We start from the raw sequence: 16,037 nt of genomic DNA on the forward strand, positions 1-16,037 counted from the left end.
CCCGCAGGGGCATCGACCGACTACGGCGTGCTGACGAACTGCTCGGGGTCGAGCAGCTTGCGCGGCTTGGCGTCGTCGCCGTCACGACCGCCGACGTAGAGCCAACCCAGCAGCTGTTCTCCGTCGCGCAGGCCGTGCGCCGTCGCCACCTCGGGGGTCCGGGTCAGGACACCGGTACGCCAGAACACGCCCCACCCCTCGTCGTCGAGCACGAGCGACAGCAGGTGTGCCACACCCGAGGCGACCGACTCTTGCTCCCAGTAGGGGACCTTGCGGCTCTCGCGAGGCGACACGACCACCGCGACGATCAAGGGCGCCCGCAGCGCCTTCTGCGTCAGCTTGTCGCGGGCGTGGCCCTCGGCCCCACCCGCGTCGGCCAGCGATCGGCCCACGACGAGACGGTCGTCGCCGCGGAACTCGATCAACCGCCACGGGCGCAACTCGGAGTGGTCCGCCACCGTCGCCGCCGACCGCACGGCGTCGAGCAGCTGCTCGTGCGTCGGCGCGACGTCGGTGACCTTCGACCGGGACCGTCGACGCCGGGCGGCGTCGGCGACGGCGCTCACTACTCGGCGGCCTTGAAGTCGAGCGAGATGCTGTTCATGCAGTACCGGTCGCCGGTCGGCGTGCCGAAGCCGTCGGGGAACACGTGGCCCAGGTGCGAGCCGCAGTTCGCACACCGGACCTCGGTGCGGGTCATGCCGAGCGAGTTGTCCTCGATCAGCTGCACCGCTTCCGGGTCCACCGACTCGTAGAAGCTCGGCCAGCCACAACCGCTGTCGAACTTGGTGCCGCTCTTGAACAGCTCGGCGCCGCACGCCGCACAGGCGTAGACGCCGGCACGGCTCTCGTCGAGCAGCTCACCGGTCCAGGGGCGCTCGGTGGCGGCCTCCCGCAGGACGGAGTACTGCTCGGCGTCGAGCTCTTCGCGCCACTGCTCGTCGGTCTTCTCGATCTTGTACGCCACGATGATCTCCTCGCTAGTCGGGACTCCTCATTCAACACGGTCGGCCGGTGCACGATTCCCCGGCCCCCACCGGGCTGCCAGACTCCTGGTCGTGAGCACCTCCGACCGCTTCCTGGCCGCGGCCCTCGCCTTCGACCGCGAGGGGTCGCCGTCGCAGGCCGAGCTCGCGCGGGGCATCGCGGGCGATCCGGCGGCGCTCGCGGTCGTCGACCGGGCCGAGGAGGTGCGGCGCCAGCCCGTCCTCGTCCTCGCGGTCTGCCGCTGGCTGGGTGCGCCGCACGGGTCCTGGTCGGTGCTGAGGCCCTGGCTGCTCGCCCGCTCCGACGACGTCGTGGCCGAACTCGGTCGGCGACTCACCCAGACCAACGACGTGCGCCGCTGCGCCCCGCTGTCGATCGCGCTGGCCCGCGTACCCGGCCCGATCGCCCTGATCGAGGTCGGCGCCTCGGCCGGCCTCTGCCTCGGTGTCGACCGCTACGGCTACCGCTCGGGCGACCGGACCTGGGGTGACGCGTCGAGCACGGTGCAGCTCGGGATCGACGTCGTCGTCGAGGGCCCGACCCGGTCCCGGGCGGAGCTGCCGACGGGACGGCTGCCCGAGGTCGTCTGGCGGGCGGGGATCGACCTCGACCCGGTCGACGTCCGTGACCCCGAGCAGGTGGCCTGGCTCGAGACGCTGCTGCCGCCCGAGCGCGGTGACCGGCGGGACCTGCTGGGGAGGGCCGTCGCGCTCGCCCGCACCGCGCCTCCTCGGCTCGTCGCGGCGGACGCCGTCGACGGTCTCGCCGCACTCGTGGACGAGGCCCCGTCGGGCGCCACGCCGGTCGTGGTCTCGACGGGCACGCTCGTCTACCTGCCGGGTCGGCGGCGCCAGGCCTTCGTCGACGAGGTCGGCCGGTTGGGTGCGCGGTGGATCTCGTACGAGCGCCGCGACCTGCTGACGGACGTGGTCGCCGAGGTGCCGCCGGGGGTGTCTCCCGACGACGCGTTCGCGGCCCTCGCCCTCGACGGCCGGGTGCTGGGCGTGGGAGACGCCCACGGCACGCGGCTGCACCTCACGGCCTGACCGTGAGCCGGCTCGCGGCACCGGGTGACCGACGGCGCCTCGGTCGGGTGGGTGCGTTGTCGGACCACGCCCCCGGCCTCCGCGATCGCTCGGGGTGCCGCCCGTAGGATGACCCGGAACCCAGGGGAGGGCCGCCACGATGGACGAGAACGCGACAGGTGACGACGTGCGCTCGAGCGTGCTGTCCGAACGCGACCGCGCCGTCCTCGACTTCGAGCAGCGTGCCCCTGCCTCGGCCGGTGCGCGAGAGGCCGCGATCCGTCGCGAGTTCGGCCTCGGGGTCGTCCGTTACCAGCAGATGCTCAACTCGCTCATAGACCGACCCGCTGCACTGGCCTACGCACCCATGCTCGTCGGCCGCCTGCAACGCCTGCGAGTCGCCCGCCGCGACGCCCGATCGACTCGTTCGTTCGGTCCGACCCGCTGACCCACGAAAGACCACGCATGCCGAAATTCGACCGAGACCGGTTCGACGACGTCCCCGCCGACCTCGACCGCGTCGGGGCCCATAGGGCCGAGAAGCGTCCCGGCAGCGGCTGGATCGGCTTCGCCTGGGCGGCCCTCGCCGTCGGCGTGCTCGTCGGCGCCGGGGTCGTCTACCTCGGGGTCGCGAACAACAGCTTCCAGTTCGTCAATCCGTCGTCGTCGAGCACAGCCGAGGCCCAGGCGCCCGACACCGAGACGGCGACCCCGACGGCCACGCCGACGGTGGCCCCGCTGACGGACCCCTCGCAGGTCGACCCCTCGGTCACCACCATCACCGTCCTGAACGGCACGGCCACCGCCGGGCTCGCCGGTTCGGCCTCCGAGCGGCTCGAGACCGCCGGCTGGGTCGTCGGCACCCAGGGCAACGCCAGCGAGCGCGTCGCGACGTCCACCGTCTACTACTCGGCGGCCGACGACGAGGCCGCGGCGCTCGGACTCGCCCAGCAGCTCGGCATCACCGACGTCGAGGCGAGCGACGCCTTCCCGGGTGCCGCCGTCACGATCGTCCTCGGGGCCGACTACAGCGCCTGACGACGCCGCCCCGGCGGTCTCGATCCGAGGAGGCGCGGGCCCCGTCGGGCCCTCACCTCGCCTCCCGTGTTACGCCCACGTTTAATAACCGGTGAAATCCTCGTTTTCTGCGGGTGTTTCTCGGATGAGGTGCCCTTTTCCGCTTTTCGCGTGATTAGCATCTGGAATTGGTCGCCCCCCACGGCTCGCCGACCTGGTGTTCTGCACGAGTGACGCTGTCCCGTCCGGGCTCGCAGATGACTGCGTCGACGACCCGGCTCTGCAGCACCGCACGCGCCGTACCACCACAGCAAGGAGAGCGACACCATGGCAAACGGGACCGTGAAATGGTTCAACGCGGAGAAGGGCTACGGCTTCATCACCGTCGAGGGAGACGGCCAGGACGTCTTCGTGCACTACTCGGCGATCGACATGAGCGGGTACAAGGTCCTCGAAGAGGGTCAGGCCGTCGTGTTCGAGGTCGGCACGGGTGACAAGGGGCCGCAGGCGGAGTCCGTCCGGCTCGCCTGAGGCCCGTCGGTGCGCGTCGACGCACCCACCCCCTCGCCGCACGCCGTCACGGTCCACCGTGGCGGCGTGCTCGTGTGTCCGGGCCCCGCCACGTCACTTGCACTCTCATCGGGCGAGTGCCAGAATCGTTGCTGGCACTCGCGACACGTGAGTGCCAATGCTTCTGCTTCATGACGTCCGGGAGGGACGAAAAACACACATGGCTAAGATCATTGCTTTTGACGAAGAGGCCCGTCGTGGCCTCGAGCGTGGCCTGAACATCCTGGCCGACGCGGTGAAGGTCACGCTCGGCCCGCGTGGTCGCAACGTCGTGCTCGAGAAGAAGTGGGGCGCCCCCACCATCACGAACGACGGCGTCTCCATCGCCAAAGAGATCGAGCTCGACGACCCCTTCGAGAAGATCGGTGCCGAGCTCGTCAAAGAGGTCGCGAAGAAGACCGACGACGTCGCCGGTGACGGCACGACCACCGCGACGGTGCTGGCCCAGGCCCTCGTCCGCGAAGGTCTGCGCAACGTCGCGGCCGGTGCCGACCCCATCTCGCTGAAGCGCGGCATCGAGAAGGCCGCCCAGGCCGTCTCCGACCAGCTGCTCGCCGACGCGAAGGACATCGAGACCAAAGAGCAGATCGCTGCCACGGCCTCGATCTCCGCTGCCGACCCCACCATCGGTGCACTCATCGCCGAAGCGATCGACAAGGTCGGCAAAGAGGGCGTCGTCACCGTCGAAGAGAGCAACACCTTCGGCACCGAGCTCGAGCTCACCGAGGGCATGCGCTTCGACAAGGGCTACCTGTCGCAGTACTTCGTCACCGACCCCGAGCGCCAGGAAGCCGTCTTCGAAGACGCCTACGTGCTCATCGTCAACTCGAAGATCTCGAACATCAAAGACCTGCTGCCGATCGTCGACAAGGTCATCCAGTCGGGCAAGCAGCTGCTCATCATCGCCGAGGACGTCGACGGCGAGGCCCTGGCCACGCTCGTCGTGAACAAGATCCGCGGCATCTTCAAGTCGGTCGCCGTCAAGGCCCCCGGCTTCGGCGACCGTCGCAAGGCGCAGCTGCAGGACATCGCGATCCTCACCGGTGGTCAGGTCATCGCCGAAGAGGTCGGCCTCAAGCTCGAGAACGCGACGCTCGACCTGCTCGGTCGTGCCCGCAAGGTCATCATCACCAAGGACGAGACGACCATCGTCGAGGGTGCCGGTGACGACGAGCAGATCGCCGGCCGCGTCCGTCAGATCCGCAGCGAGATCGAGGCGACCGATAGCGACTACGACCGCGAGAAGCTCCAGGAGCGTCTCGCGAAGCTCGCCGGCGGCGTCGCCGTCATCAAGGCGGGTGCCGCGACCGAGGTCGAGCTGAAAGAGCGCAAGCACCGCATCGAGGACGCCGTGCGCAACGCGAAGGCCGCCGTCGAAGAGGGCATCGTCGCCGGTGGTGGCGTCGCCCTCATCCAGGCCGGCAAGACCGCTCTGGCGAACCTGCAGCTCGAGGGCGACGAGGCGACGGGTGCGAACATCGTCCGCGTCGCGATCGACGCTCCCCTGAAGCAGATCGCCTTCAACGCCGGCATGGAGCCCGGCGTCGTGGCCGACAAGGTCCGTGGGCTCGACATCGGTTGGGGCCTCAACGCCGCGACCGGCGAGTACGTCGACATGCTGGCCGCCGGCATCATCGACCCCGCCAAGGTCACGCGTTCGGCTCTGCAGAACGCCGCGTCGATCGCCGGTCTGTTCCTCACGACCGAGGCCGTCGTCGCCGACAAGCCCGAGAAGAACCCGGCTCCGGCCGGCGACCCCTCGGGTGGCATGGACTTCTAGTCCGCAGCCGCGCGGCTCACACCGCGCACACGCTCAAGGGCGGTTCCCCTCGGGGGGAGCCGCCCTTCGGCGTTGCCGGGGGAGGGGCGTGAGCCGGGGTTCGGCCGGGCTCCGGCGCCGGCTCCGGACGGCGCCACGGAGTGGACGCGATGCCCGGATCTGGACACGACGCCAGGATGTGGTCACGACGCCAGGGGAAAACGTGGTGCAGTGTCCACTTCCTGGCGCTGTGGGACGGGTGCGGGGCACGTGGTGCAGGCCGCAGGGTTCGGCGGTGGGGCCGGGGCCGGGGCCGGGGCCGGTCGGGCTAAGCGGTCGCGGCGGCGGGCTCGGCCGCGGTGACCGCGTCGGCGGGCATGAGCGGCAGGGCGACGCGGAACGTGGCTCCACCCCCGGGGGTGTCGTCGACGTCCACCGAGCCGCCGTGGGCCGCGACGATGCCCGACACGATGGCCAGACCGAGGCCGCTGCCGCCCGTGTCGCGGGTGCGCGACGAGTCGGCACGCCAGAAGCGCTGGAAGATCTTCTCGCGGATCTGCGGGGGGATGCCCTCGCCGTGGTCGACGATGGCGACGGTGGCGACACCGCGCCCGGGGTCGGACTGCACCACGAGCTCGATCGGGCTGTCCGGCTCGGTGAACCGCATGGCGTTGCCCATCAGGTTGGTAATCACCTGGCGGATCTTGTTCTCCTCGCCGTGCACGATGGCCGGGGCCTCGAACCGCTGCACCTCGTCCTGGAGCTGGGCGGCGGTGGCCGTGTCGCCGTTGCGGACGGCCCGAGCCCTCAGGCTGCGGAGGCGGGCGAGGGTCGCGCCCGCGAACGAGATCGCACCCGTCGCGCCGGCCGAGGCATCCGTGGGCGAGGTGCCCGCGGCGGCGGTGCTCGCGGCTGGCGGCGCGGTCTCGGGAGAGCGTCCGTCGGCCGATGTCTCGTCGCCGTCGGTCGGAGCCTGCGCCGAGGCGAGGACGGGCTCGAGCACGATCACGTCGATGTCTCGATCGGGGTTCGACGCCATCGTGTCGAGGGCCGAGTCGCGCGCCAGCTGCACGAGGTCGACGGGACCGAGCTCGAGCGGCTTGGACTCGTCGAGACGGGCGAGGGCGAGGAGGTCCTGCACCAGCACGCCCATGCGGATGGCTTCTTTCTCGATGCGATCCATGGCCTGGGCGACGTCCTCGGGCTTGGTGAGCGCACCCATGCGGTACAGCTCGGCGTAACCGCGGAGGGAGACGAGCGGCGTCCGGAGTTCGTGGCTGGCGTCGCCGACGAAGCGGCGCATCTGGTCGATCGTCCTGGCCCGGTCGTCGAAGGCGCTGTCGATCCGGTTGAGCATCGTGTTGAGGGACCGGTTCAGTCGTCCCACCTCGGTGTTCGGCGTCGTCGAGTCGAGTCGTTGAGTGAAGTCGCCGTCGGCGAAGCGGGCCGCGGTGGCCTCGACGTCGCGCAGCGGCGCGAAGGTCGACGTGACGAGCAGGCGGGTGAGCGCGGCGCCGAGCACGACGACCGAGAGGCCGAACCCCAGGAAGATGCCGCCGAAGCGCCCGATGGTGGCGTTGGTGCCCGCCAGGTTGGTGCCGGCCACGATAACGGCCGGCACGGTCGTCACGCCGCCCTGGGCGTCGGTGGAACGCAGGTTGGCCGCGTGGGCGAAGAGGCGCCACTCGTTGTCACGGGTCGCGTTGTACCGGTTGAAGGCCTCGTCGAGGGGGGCGCCGGCGACGCCGACGCCGGAGAGGTCGGGGGCGTCCGTGGCACTCGACAGCTGTGAGCGGGTGTCGCAGATCAGGTCGCCCTCGTCGTCGAGGATCGCCACGTAGCTGCTGGTCAGGCCGGCGAAGTTCACGGTGCACGACCGGGAGTCCGCCTGGTCGAAGGAGGCGCTGGTGAAGTTCGTCGCCGAGTTCCGCAGGGACGTGTCGACCTGCCCCATCAGGTAGGTGCTGAGGACGGTCATCGTGCCGAGGCCGGCGACGACGAGGCCGAGGGTGACCAGGGTCACCGTGATGCCGGTGATCTTGGTGCGGATGGAGATCTCGTTCCACCACTGCGAGAGGCGAGCGTGCATGAGGTCAGACGTTATCGGAGCCGGCTGGGCACACCCCGCTCGTCACCGCACGCGCGACGAAGCCCGACCGCTCGGGGCGGTCGGGCTTCGACGGGTGGACGGGCCGGAGGCGGTCCGTCAGGCCTTGGAGGCCTTCAGCATGTAGCCGAAGCCGCGCTTGGTCTGGATGATCGGCTCGGTCGAGAACTGGTCGAGCTTGCGACGCAGGTAGGAGATGTAGCTCTCGACGATGCCGGCGTCGCCGTTGAAGTCGTACTCCCACACGTGGTCGAGGATCTGGGCCTTCGACAGCACCCGGTTCGGGTTGAGCATGAGGTAGCGCAGCAGCTTGAACTCGGTGGGGCTGAGCTCGATGGCCGTCTCGCCGATGGTGACCTCGTGGGTGTCCTGGTCCATCGTGAGCTCGCCGGCGCGGATGATCGCGTCCTCGTCCTCGTTCATCGTGCGCCGGAGGATCGCCTTGATGCGCGCGACGATCTCGTCGAGGCTGAAGGGCTTGGTGACGTAGTCGTCGCCGCCGACCGTGAGGCCCGTGATCTTGTCCTCGGTGTCGTCCTTCGCCGTGAGGAAGAGGATGGGCGACGTGTAGCCCGACGAGCGGAGGCGCTTGGTCACGCCGAACCCGTTCATGTCGGGCAACATCACGTCGAGGATGATCAGGTCGGGTTCTTCTTCGAGGACCGCCGAGATCGCCTGCGCACCGTTGCCGACCGCACGGACGGCGAAGCCCGCGAAACGCAGGCTGGTGGTCAACAGGTCGCGGATGTTCGGTTCGTCGTCGACGATCAGGATCTTGGGGCCGTCACTCATGCGCCCAAGTATCTGCGCGCCTCCTCGGTGTTTCCTGTGAGCCGGAGGCACGTCACCCGCACGTGGACGGAGCGGCAGCCCTCAGGCGGCCGTGACGGCAGGACGCTCAGGCGTCGGGGCCGGACCACTCGACGTTGGGCACCAGGGCGACGCGCGTGGTGAGCTCGAGCAGCTCGTCGGGCACGGCCAGGGTGAAGTCCACGCCCTCACGCCGCTCGAGCACCGCCGTGTAGCCCGAGGCCCGGGTGATCTGCCACCCCGGGAACTCCTCGACGGAGGCGGCGACGACCTGGGCCTCGGAGGCGTCGTCGGTCGCACCGATCGCGCTGAGGCCGGCGAACAGGTGGTCCTTGACGGGCGACCCGGCGAGCAGGTCGCTGCGTTCGATGACCTCGGGGTCGGGGCTCCAGGTCACGATGCTGAGGGTCGCCCCCGCGTGGAGTCCGCCCTGCACCTCGTAGGTGCGGGCGACCGACACGACGACCGACGGGTCCCACTCGGCGAACCGGGCGACCTGGCCGCGGAACTCCATGGCGTCGTGGTCCAGGGAGGCGACGAGGGGTCCGAACGTCGCGAACGGGGCCTGGTCGGCCGCGAACACCCGGCGCAGGCTGTCGCGCCAGAGCTCGTCGTCGCCCAGGGGCAGGTCGGCGCCCTGCTCGTCGGTCACGCGGCGACCACCGGTGAGTCGAGGATCGTGTAGCTGTAGCCCTGCTCGGCCAGGAAGCGCTGGCGGTTCTGCGCGAAGTCCTGGTCGACCGTGTCGCGGCTGACGAGCGTGTAGAACGAGGCCGGCAGGCCCGACTTCTTCGGCCGCAGCAGGCGACCGAGTCGCTGCGCCTCTTCTTGCCGGGACCCGTACGAGCCGCTGACCTGGATCGCCACGGTCGCCTCGGGCAGGTCGACCGAGAAGTTCGCGACCTTCGAGACGACGAGCACCTTGAGGTCGCCGTCGCGGAACTGCTGGTAGAGCCGTTCGCGCTCGTCGACGGGCGTGCTGCCGGTGAGCGTCGGGGCGTCGAGCACCTCGGCGAGCTCGTCGAGCTGGTCGAGGTACTGGCCGATGACGAGGATCTGCTCGCCGTCGTGCCGCGCCACGAGGTGCTTGACCACGTCGAGCTTGGCCGGGGCCGTCGCGGCCAGCCGGTAGCGCTCGTCGTCGGGGGACGCCGCGTACTCGAGCCGCGCCTCCTGGGGCAGGTCGACCCGCACCTCGTAGCACGATGCCGGCGAGATGAAGCCCTGCGCCTCGATCTCTTTCCAGGGGGCGTCGAAGCGCTTGGGGCCGATCAGGCTGAAGACGTCGCTCTCGCGACCGTCCTCGCGCACGAGCGTCGCGGTGAGGCCGAGGCGACGGCGGGCCTGCAACTCGGCGGTCAGCTTGAAGACCGGCGCGGGCAGCAGGTGCACCTCGTCGTAGACCACGAGACCCCAGTCGAGGGCGTCCAGCAGAGAGAGGTGCGTGTACTTGCCCCCGCGGCGGGCCGTGAGGATCTGGTAGGTGGCGATGGTGACCGGCTTGACCTCTTTCACCGAGCCGGAGTACTCGCCGATCTCGTCCTCGGTCAGCGACGTGCGCTTGAGCAACTCGTCGCGCCACTGCCGTGCCGAGACGGTGTTGGTGACGAGGATCAGCGTGGTCGTCCCGGCGGCCGCCATGGCCCCCGCGCCCACGAGGGTCTTGCCGGCACCGCAGGGCAGCACGACGACGCCCGAGCCGCCCTCGAAGAAGTTGTCGATCGCCTTCTGCTGGTAGTCGCGCAGGTGCCAGTCGCTCTCGTCGAGGTCGATGGCGTGCGGGGTGCCGGGCGTGTAGCCGGCATGGTCCTCGGCGGGCCAGCCGAGCTTGACGAGCTGCTGCTTGACCTCGCCGCGGGCCCAGGGCAGGAGCTCCCACAAGTCGTCGGCCCGTTTGACGCCGAGCAACTCGCCGACCTTCTTGGCCCGGGTCACCTCGCTCAACACGGAGCTGTCGGTGCCGCGCAGCAGCAACTGGTCGCCGTCGCGCTCGATGACGATGCGGCCGTAGCGCGCGACGGTCTCGGCGATGTCGACGCTGACGCTCTGCGGCACCGGGAACTTGCTGTACTTCTCGAGCGTGCCGAGCATGTCGTCGGCGCTGTGCCCGGCCGCCCGTGCGTTCCACAACCCCAGCCGGGTGATGCGGTAGGTGTGCACGTGCTCGGGGGCGCGCTCGAGTTCGGCGAAGACGCTGAGGTCGTGCCGCGCGTCCTCCGCCTGCTCGTGGGCGACCTCGAGCAGGACGGTGCGATCGCTCTGCACGATCAGGGGTCCGGTCATGAGGGACGAGTCTAGGCGCGCCTCCTGCCGCCTCTCACAGCCGGGCGGGGGCCGCCCGTGGACGAGGAGGCGCGGGTCGGCCGGCGAGGGCCGCCCGCCTCAGTCGCGACTCGCGACCGCCACCACGTTCTTGAGCGGCAGCGTGCGCTCGACGTCCGATTTCTTGTCGCGTCCGCGGACGCGTCCGCCGCCTATGCCGGTGGGCTCCATGTCGAGCGTGGTGGTGCTGCCGTCGGGCATCGCGACCGTCACGGTGACCGTCAGCCGACCCTTGACGGCGGCGTCGAGCTGGCGGGCGATCCAGGCGCGGTCGGTCGACTCGTCACCGGAGCCGGCGTCGGTGTGCAGGCGCTGGACGAGTTCGCGCAGCGGGTCGCGCGTCTCGACCGGGACCGGCCGCCGGGGTCGACGGCGGGACGGCGGGACGACCTCGGCGCCGCCCTCGTCGACCACGACGACGGGATAGCGCTCGTCGCTCAGCGACCAGAAGACGGTGTCGCGCTCGAACCGGCTCGCCACGGTCGTCGCGTCGACCCGCGTCAGGGCGAGTGGTGAGAGCGACTGGTCGACCTCGAGCGTGTCGAGGCTCGCGCGGTCGTCGGCGACCACGAGGGACAGCGCGTCGCCCGGCACGCCCTCGGGCGCGCTGCCCGGCGCGATCGCCCGCACGCGGTAACGCCCGTGCCGTTCGGCACTCTGCTGGATCAAGTAGTCGAGGGGCTGGGGGATGCCCGTCGACGAGATGCCGCCGAGGAACTCGCGCAGCGTCTCGGCCGTCTCGCCCTCGCTCAGGGCACGTTGCAGTCCGCCCTCGGTGATGCGGTAGGTGGCCGCCAGGCCCGCGCTCTCGACCTCCGCGATGACGCGGAGCCGGGAGTCGATGGCCGGCGACAGGGGCCCGGGTGACACGACGCTGAGGTCGTGCTGCAGGTAGACCTGCTCGACCGCGTCCGGCAGCAGGGTGGCCACCCGGGTGCGGGCGGCGGCGGGACCCTCGCGGAACAGGGCGACGGCCGCCGAGGTGGGCGTGTCGTCCGAGGTCAGGCCCAGCACCTCGGCGCTGCGCGAGAAGGCGGCGATGCGATCGGTGATCCAGCTGCCCCCGGCCGGGTAGGACCAGTCGGAGAACTCGCGCAGCGGCAGCCCCCACGAGGTGTCGACGCGTTGCTCGAGCACCGTGAGGATCTCGGCCGGCAGCGAGCCCAGCCAGGCCCGCGTCAGCGTCTGCCACCGGTCGGGCCAGGAGGCGCGGAGCCAGTCGGTCGCGTCGGGGGCCACGACCCAGCCGTCCGGGCTCGGTGCGGCCAGGCCGGCCCGCACGGCGATGGCGAGCACGGTCGCGACGTCGTCGACGTCGATGCGGGCGGCCTCGGCGAGCCGCCTCGTCTCGGGCAGCGCCAGGCCGCCCTTCGCGAGTTCTCGGGCCGGCGACTGCTCGAGGGCTCGGAGGATCTCGGCCACCTCGATGACCACGGCGTAGAGCCGCTCGGCCGAGCGCGCGTCGGCGTCGTCGCGAGCCTGGTCGAGGACGGTCTCGAGCACCACCGGGGGTCGCGCGGAGGTCAGGACGTCGAGGGCCAGGGCGGGGTCGTCGTCGAGGCGCTCGGCCACGGCGTCGAGGGTCGCGACGGAGTCGCCGCGGCGGACGACGAGGAACGCCTCGTCGATGCGGTCGAGCGCGGCGGACACCGTCTCGCGGTCGACCTCGAAGGCGGCGTCGATGCGGTCGTGGACCGCGTCGACGTCGCCCGGCACCCGGAGGACCTGCAGCACGATCAGCGCGACGCGGTCGAGGTGGGCCAGCGCGTCCCGCACGCTGGCCGGCTCGAGGAGGACGTCCGCCAGGTCGAAGGCGTCGTGGACGCTCGACGCACGGACCTGCCGCCGCGCGAGGCGCCGCAACAGGTCGTCGTCGCCGATGGCGCGCAGGACGCCCGCGAGGTCGAGTGCACTAGCCATGGTCGAGGCCTCCAGCCGTCGTGCAGCCCGGGTCTGCGGTTACCGTCTGGTGCCCCGTGAGTCGCGGCTGCGACGCACGGCGCTCGCCACCACGAATGCGAGGAGCATCGCGAAGGCGATCGGGAGCCCGATGAGGGGCAGGATCGTGAGAGCGGGCCAGACGCCCGCGGTGAAGTCGGTGACACCCGTCGCCACGCCCACGAACCTCGTGAAGAACGCGAGGACCGAGACGACGACGATGGCGAGGATCATGAAGAGGAGGACGCGCTCTGTACGATTGACGTCAGAGGGCGCACTCGGTTCGATCTTCTTGGCCACGGGTCAACGATAGTGCGGTGCGGCCCTACCCGGCGATCTAAGCTGGGGCGACCCACCCCCAGGGTCACCCGTCTTCACGAGAGGTCCAGTCATGCCCACCGGCAAGGTCAAGTTCTACGACGACGAGAAGGGCTTCGGCTTCATCAGCAGCGATGACGGCCAAGAGGTCTTCCTCCACGCGTCGGCCCTGCCCGCCGGCACCGTGGGTGTCAAGGCGGGAACCCGCCTCGAGTACGGCATCGCCGACGGCAAGCGCGGCGCGCAGGCCCTGTCGGTCCGCGTGCTCGAAGCCGCCCCGAGCCTCGCCAAGATGAACCGTCGCTCCGCCGACGACATGGCCGTCATCGTCGAAGACCTGGTCAAGGTGCTCGACAAGGCCGGCGGCGACCTGCGCCACGGCCGCTACCCGCAGAACGGCGCCCGCATCGCCGTGCTGCTGCGCACCGTCGCGGACTCGTTCGATGCCTGAGGCCGCCCCGCGCACCCCCTGGTCCGAGCTCGCCCGTCGCGCCCTGACCGAGATCACGCCCGACGAGACCATCGGCGCCGAGGCCGACCCGGTCGACGACGAGCCCGGCGTCACCTCGGTGCGCTTCGCCACCCTCCTCCCCGGGTACCCGGGCTGGCACTGGACGGTCAGCGTCGCCCACCTCGACGGTGAAGAGCCCTCGGTGCTCGAGGCCGAGCTGATGCCCGGCGACGGTGCCCTCCTCGCCCCGGACTGGGTGCCGTGGGCCGACCGTCTCGCCGAGATGAAGGCCCAGGAGGCGCACGACGGCGACGAGGACGACGACGAGTCCGAAGACGACGACGAGGACTCCGAGGACGACTCGGACGACGAGGACGAGGACGACTCCGACGACGAGCACGGGTCGATCGTGCACGGCGGTGACGTGGACGGCGTCGACATCGACGACCTCGTCGAGGATTCCGACGACTCCGACGCTGACGGCGACTCCGACGACGACTCCGGTCCGGCGGACGCCCCCGTCGTCCCCGCCGCGCACCCCGAGGCCGACCTCGACGACGAGTCGCACGACGACGACTGGGACGGCGAGGACGAGGACCCGTTGAGCAGGCGACGGAAGTAGTCCCACGAACGCGACCCGCGCCTCCTGCGTCCGGGTCGGATCACGACGAAGGCCCCGACACGATCGTGTCGGGGCCTTCGTCGTGCGGGCGATCGGTCAGAGGGCGTCGACGACGAACTCGATCGACCGGATCAGCTGGCGGACGTCGTCGGGCTCGATGGCCGTGAAGGTCGCGACGCGCAGCTGGTTGCGGCCGAGCTTGCGGTAGGGCTCGGTGTCGACGATGCCGTTGGCGCGGAGCACCTTGGCGATGGCGGCCGCGTCGATCGACTCGGCGAAGTCGATGGTCGCGACGACCTGCGAGCGGTGCGACGGGTCGACGACGAACGGGGTGGCGTACTCGGAGGCGGTGGCCCAGTCGTACAGCGCCGACGACGACTCGCGCGTCCGGGCGTCGGCCCAGGCGAGGCCGCCGTTCTCGAGCATCCAGCGGGTCTGGTCCTCGAGCAGCAGCAGGGTCGTCAGGGCGGGCGTGTTGAGCGTCTGGTCGAGCCGCGAGTTGTCGACGGCGTTCTTGAGGCTGAGGAACTCGGGGACGTACCGGCCGCTGGCGGCGATCCGCTCGACGCGCTCGATCGCCGCGGGGGAGAAGAGCGCGAACCAGAGGCCGCCGTCGCTCGCGAAGTTCTTCTGCGGGGCGAAGTAGTAGACGTCGGCCTGCGAGGCGTCGAAGTCGATGCCGCCCGCCGCGCTCGTCGCGTCGACGACGGTGAGGGCGCCGGGGTCGCCGACGACCCGGGTGACCGGTGCCATGACGCCGGTCGAGGTCTCGTTGTGCGGCCAGGCGTAGACGTCGACGCCCTCGAGCACCTCGACCTCGGCCAACGACCCGCCCTCGGCCGTGATCACGTGGGGGGCCTCGAGCCAGGGGGCCGCGTTCGCCTTGGCGAACTTCGAACCGAACTCGCCGAACGCGAGGTTCTCGGCGCGCTTCTCGACGAGGCCGAACGCCGCGGCGTCCCAGAACGCGGTCGAGCCGCCGTTGCCCAGCACGACCTCGTAGCCGTCGGGCAGGCGGAAGAGCTCGCCCAGTTCGGCGCGGACGCGGCCGACGAGGTCCTTCACAGGGGCCTGGCGGTGCGAGGTGCCGAGGATCGTCGCCCCGGCGGTGACGAGGTGCTCGAGCTGGGCGGCCCGCACCTTCGAGGGGCCGCAGCCGAAGCGGCCGTCGGTGGGCAAGAGGTCAGTGGGAATCCGGATGTCCGCCATGCGCTCGATCCTACTGACGCGGCGCGGGGCCCAGCGTGCAGCCGGTAGGCTGACGGGGTAGTCCACGTGTTCCACCGGGAGGCCCCTGTTGACCGATCTCGTCGACACCACAGAGATGTACCTGCGCACGATCCTCGACCTCGAAGAAGAGAACATCGTGCCTCTTCGTGCGCGCATCTCCGAGCGTCTCGGCCACTCCGGTCCGACCGTGTCGCAGACCATCGCCCGCATGGAACGCGACGGTCTCGTCGTCGTCTCCGGCGATCGTCACCTCGAGCTCACGCACGACGGGCGAGCCAAGGCGACGCACGTCATGCGCAAGCACCGCCTCGCCGAGCGCCTGCTCGCCGACGTCATCGGCCTCGACTGGGCCTACGTCCACGACGAGGCCTGCCGGTGGGAGCACGTCATGAGCGAACAGGTCGAACGTCGCCTGCTCGACATGCTCGACCACCCGACCGAGTCGCCCTACGGCAACCCGATCCCCGGGCTCGACGAGCTCGGCGACTCTCCTGCGGGGCGCTTCCTCGACGGCGTGGTCAACCTCGTGGCCGTGCTCGCCGAGCACCCCGAGGGCGTCACGCGTCCGATCCGTCGCCTCGCCGAGCCCGTCCAGTTCGAACCCGAGCTGCTGCAGCAACTGCAGGGCGCGGGCGTGCTGCCCGGCGGCATCGCGACCCTCCGCTCGGCGGGGTCGTACGTGTTCGTCAAGGTCGAAGGTCACGACGAAGGGCTCGAACTGCCGACCGAGGTCGCGCAGCACATCTACGTGGGGCTCTGACCCGCCCGACGAGTTCTGGCCGCCCGACGGGTCGCGCGGGATTCTTGCGTTCAAGCGCCGTGCCTCCTGCGATCTGCGCCGGATCATGCAGTCAGTTACCGATTCGTTACAAATATCCCTC

Annotated in this window: 17 protein-coding genes; 8 read left to right on the plus strand and 9 right to left on the minus strand. The window is 70.7% G+C overall.

Annotation, left to right across the window (positions count from 1 at the left end):
* Positions 1–20: 20 nt before the first annotated feature.
* Both AC1MBW_RS09685 and msrB read right to left on the minus strand, forming a co-directional pair.
* Positions 21–566 carry a nitroreductase family protein gene (locus AC1MBW_RS09685; RefSeq protein ID WP_480024318.1) on the minus strand — a complete coding sequence of 182 codons (546 nt, stop codon included), beginning with the start codon at positions 564–566 and terminating at the stop codon, positions 21–23.
* Entirely contained in the window at positions 566–967 is a 402-nt protein-coding gene (gene msrB, locus AC1MBW_RS09690) for a peptide-methionine (R)-S-oxide reductase MsrB (RefSeq protein WP_480024319.1), read from the minus strand. Before msrB ends, AC1MBW_RS09685 begins: the two co-directional genes overlap by 1 nt.
* Before the next feature lie 91 nt (positions 968–1,058).
* Here msrB and AC1MBW_RS09695 point away from each other — a divergent pair, with 91 nt between their 5' ends.
* From AC1MBW_RS09695 to groL, 5 genes are all read left to right on the plus strand, one after another.
* Complete coding sequence (locus AC1MBW_RS09695; RefSeq protein ID WP_480024320.1) at positions 1,059–2,033, plus strand: DUF2332 family protein; 975 nt, start codon at positions 1,059–1,061, stop codon at positions 2,031–2,033.
* 139 nt (positions 2,034–2,172) lie between these two features.
* Positions 2,173–2,460, plus strand: a complete 288-nt coding sequence (locus tag AC1MBW_RS09700) for a DUF3263 domain-containing protein (protein WP_054146830.1) — start codon at positions 2,173–2,175, stop codon at positions 2,458–2,460.
* A 17-nt stretch (positions 2,461–2,477) separates the two neighbouring features.
* The gene (locus AC1MBW_RS09705; protein WP_071256424.1) at positions 2,478–3,050 is read left to right on the plus strand and encodes a LytR C-terminal domain-containing protein; all 573 of its coding nucleotides are present in this window, start codon (positions 2,478–2,480) and stop codon (positions 3,048–3,050) included.
* Between the two features lie 306 nt (positions 3,051–3,356).
* Entirely contained in the window at positions 3,357–3,560 is a 204-nt protein-coding gene (locus tag AC1MBW_RS09710; protein WP_054146828.1) for a cold-shock protein, read from the plus strand.
* A gap of 199 nt (positions 3,561–3,759) precedes the next feature.
* The gene (gene groL / locus AC1MBW_RS09715) at positions 3,760–5,379 is read left to right on the plus strand and encodes a chaperonin GroEL (RefSeq protein ID WP_043593524.1); all 1,620 of its coding nucleotides are present in this window, start codon (positions 3,760–3,762) and stop codon (positions 5,377–5,379) included.
* 307 nt (positions 5,380–5,686) lie between these two features.
* On the opposite strand, the gene AC1MBW_RS09720 is transcribed toward groL, so the two are convergent.
* The 6 genes from AC1MBW_RS09720 to AC1MBW_RS09745 all read right to left on the minus strand — a co-directional run bounded on the left by AC1MBW_RS09720 (position 5,687) and on the right by AC1MBW_RS09745 (position 12,835).
* Positions 5,687–7,447, minus strand: coding sequence for a sensor histidine kinase (locus AC1MBW_RS09720; protein ID WP_480024321.1), 1,761 nt, complete (start codon positions 7,445–7,447; stop codon positions 5,687–5,689).
* 117 nt (positions 7,448–7,564) lie between these two features.
* On the minus strand, positions 7,565–8,257 hold the full coding sequence (locus AC1MBW_RS09725) for a response regulator transcription factor (RefSeq protein ID WP_054146826.1): 693 nt from the start codon (positions 8,255–8,257) through the stop codon (positions 7,565–7,567).
* Positions 8,258–8,363: 106 nt separating this feature from the next.
* The gene (locus tag AC1MBW_RS09730) at positions 8,364–8,927 is read right to left on the minus strand and encodes a hypothetical protein (RefSeq protein ID WP_054146825.1); all 564 of its coding nucleotides are present in this window, start codon (positions 8,925–8,927) and stop codon (positions 8,364–8,366) included.
* On the minus strand, positions 8,924–10,558 hold the full coding sequence (locus AC1MBW_RS09735; RefSeq protein ID WP_480024322.1) for a DNA repair helicase XPB: 1,635 nt from the start codon (positions 10,556–10,558) through the stop codon (positions 8,924–8,926). Before AC1MBW_RS09735 ends, AC1MBW_RS09730 begins: the two co-directional genes overlap by 4 nt.
* 99 nt (positions 10,559–10,657) lie before the next feature.
* Positions 10,658–12,517, minus strand: coding sequence for a helicase-associated domain-containing protein (locus AC1MBW_RS09740; protein ID WP_480024323.1), 1,860 nt, complete (start codon positions 12,515–12,517; stop codon positions 10,658–10,660).
* 39 nt (positions 12,518–12,556) lie between these two features.
* Positions 12,557–12,835 carry a hypothetical protein gene (locus tag AC1MBW_RS09745; RefSeq protein ID WP_054146822.1) on the minus strand — a complete coding sequence of 93 codons (279 nt, stop codon included), beginning with the start codon at positions 12,833–12,835 and terminating at the stop codon, positions 12,557–12,559.
* A gap of 91 nt (positions 12,836–12,926) precedes the next feature.
* Between AC1MBW_RS09745 and AC1MBW_RS09750 the strand changes: the two genes are divergently transcribed.
* Both AC1MBW_RS09750 and AC1MBW_RS09755 read left to right on the plus strand, forming a co-directional pair.
* Positions 12,927–13,304 (plus strand): cold-shock protein, encoded by a 378-nt coding sequence (locus tag AC1MBW_RS09750; protein ID WP_043593516.1) that lies wholly within the window; start codon positions 12,927–12,929, stop codon positions 13,302–13,304.
* Entirely contained in the window at positions 13,297–13,926 is a 630-nt protein-coding gene (locus AC1MBW_RS09755) for a DUF3027 domain-containing protein (RefSeq protein ID WP_480024324.1), read from the plus strand. Before AC1MBW_RS09750 ends, AC1MBW_RS09755 begins: the two co-directional genes overlap by 8 nt.
* Before the next feature lie 96 nt (positions 13,927–14,022).
* Here the strand turns inward: AC1MBW_RS09755 and serC are convergent, their stop codons facing one another.
* On the minus strand, positions 14,023–15,135 hold the full coding sequence (gene serC, locus AC1MBW_RS09760) for a phosphoserine transaminase (protein ID WP_480024325.1): 1,113 nt from the start codon (positions 15,133–15,135) through the stop codon (positions 14,023–14,025).
* A gap of 88 nt (positions 15,136–15,223) precedes the next feature.
* Here serC and AC1MBW_RS09765 point away from each other — a divergent pair, with 88 nt between their 5' ends.
* A complete protein-coding gene (locus tag AC1MBW_RS09765; RefSeq protein ID WP_043593511.1) occupies positions 15,224–15,916 on the plus strand; it encodes an iron-dependent transcriptional repressor DtxR in 693 nt (230 codons plus the stop codon).
* Positions 15,917–16,037 lie beyond the last annotated feature (121 nt).

This window comes from Frigoribacterium sp. AP1, from assembly GCF_056680555.1.

Excerpts from the sequence above, each read along its gene's own strand:
- AC1MBW_RS09700 (WP_054146830.1), top strand. The coding sequence starts at position 2,173 with ATGGACGAGAACGCGACAGGTGACGACGTGCGCTCGAGCGTGCTGTCC.
- AC1MBW_RS09705 (WP_071256424.1), top strand. The coding sequence starts at position 2,478 with ATGCCGAAATTCGACCGAGACCGGTTCGACGACGTCCCCGCCGACCTC.
- AC1MBW_RS09710 (WP_054146828.1), top strand. The coding sequence starts at position 3,357 with ATGGCAAACGGGACCGTGAAATGGTTCAACGCGGAGAAGGGCTACGGC.
- groL (WP_043593524.1), top strand. The coding sequence starts at position 3,760 with ATGGCTAAGATCATTGCTTTTGACGAAGAGGCCCGTCGTGGCCTCGAG.
- AC1MBW_RS09720 (WP_480024321.1), bottom strand. The coding sequence starts at position 7,447 with ATGCACGCTCGCCTCTCGCAGTGGTGGAACGAGATCTCCATCCGCACC.
- AC1MBW_RS09725 (WP_054146826.1), bottom strand. The coding sequence starts at position 8,257 with ATGAGTGACGGCCCCAAGATCCTGATCGTCGACGACGAACCGAACATC.
- AC1MBW_RS09735 (WP_480024322.1), bottom strand. The coding sequence starts at position 10,558 with ATGACCGGACCCCTGATCGTGCAGAGCGATCGCACCGTCCTGCTCGAG.
- AC1MBW_RS09740 (WP_480024323.1), bottom strand. The coding sequence starts at position 12,517 with ATGGCTAGTGCACTCGACCTCGCGGGCGTCCTGCGCGCCATCGGCGAC.
- AC1MBW_RS09750 (WP_043593516.1), top strand. The coding sequence starts at position 12,927 with ATGCCCACCGGCAAGGTCAAGTTCTACGACGACGAGAAGGGCTTCGGC.
- AC1MBW_RS09755 (WP_480024324.1), top strand. The coding sequence starts at position 13,297 with ATGCCTGAGGCCGCCCCGCGCACCCCCTGGTCCGAGCTCGCCCGTCGC.
- serC (WP_480024325.1), bottom strand. The coding sequence starts at position 15,135 with ATGGCGGACATCCGGATTCCCACTGACCTCTTGCCCACCGACGGCCGC.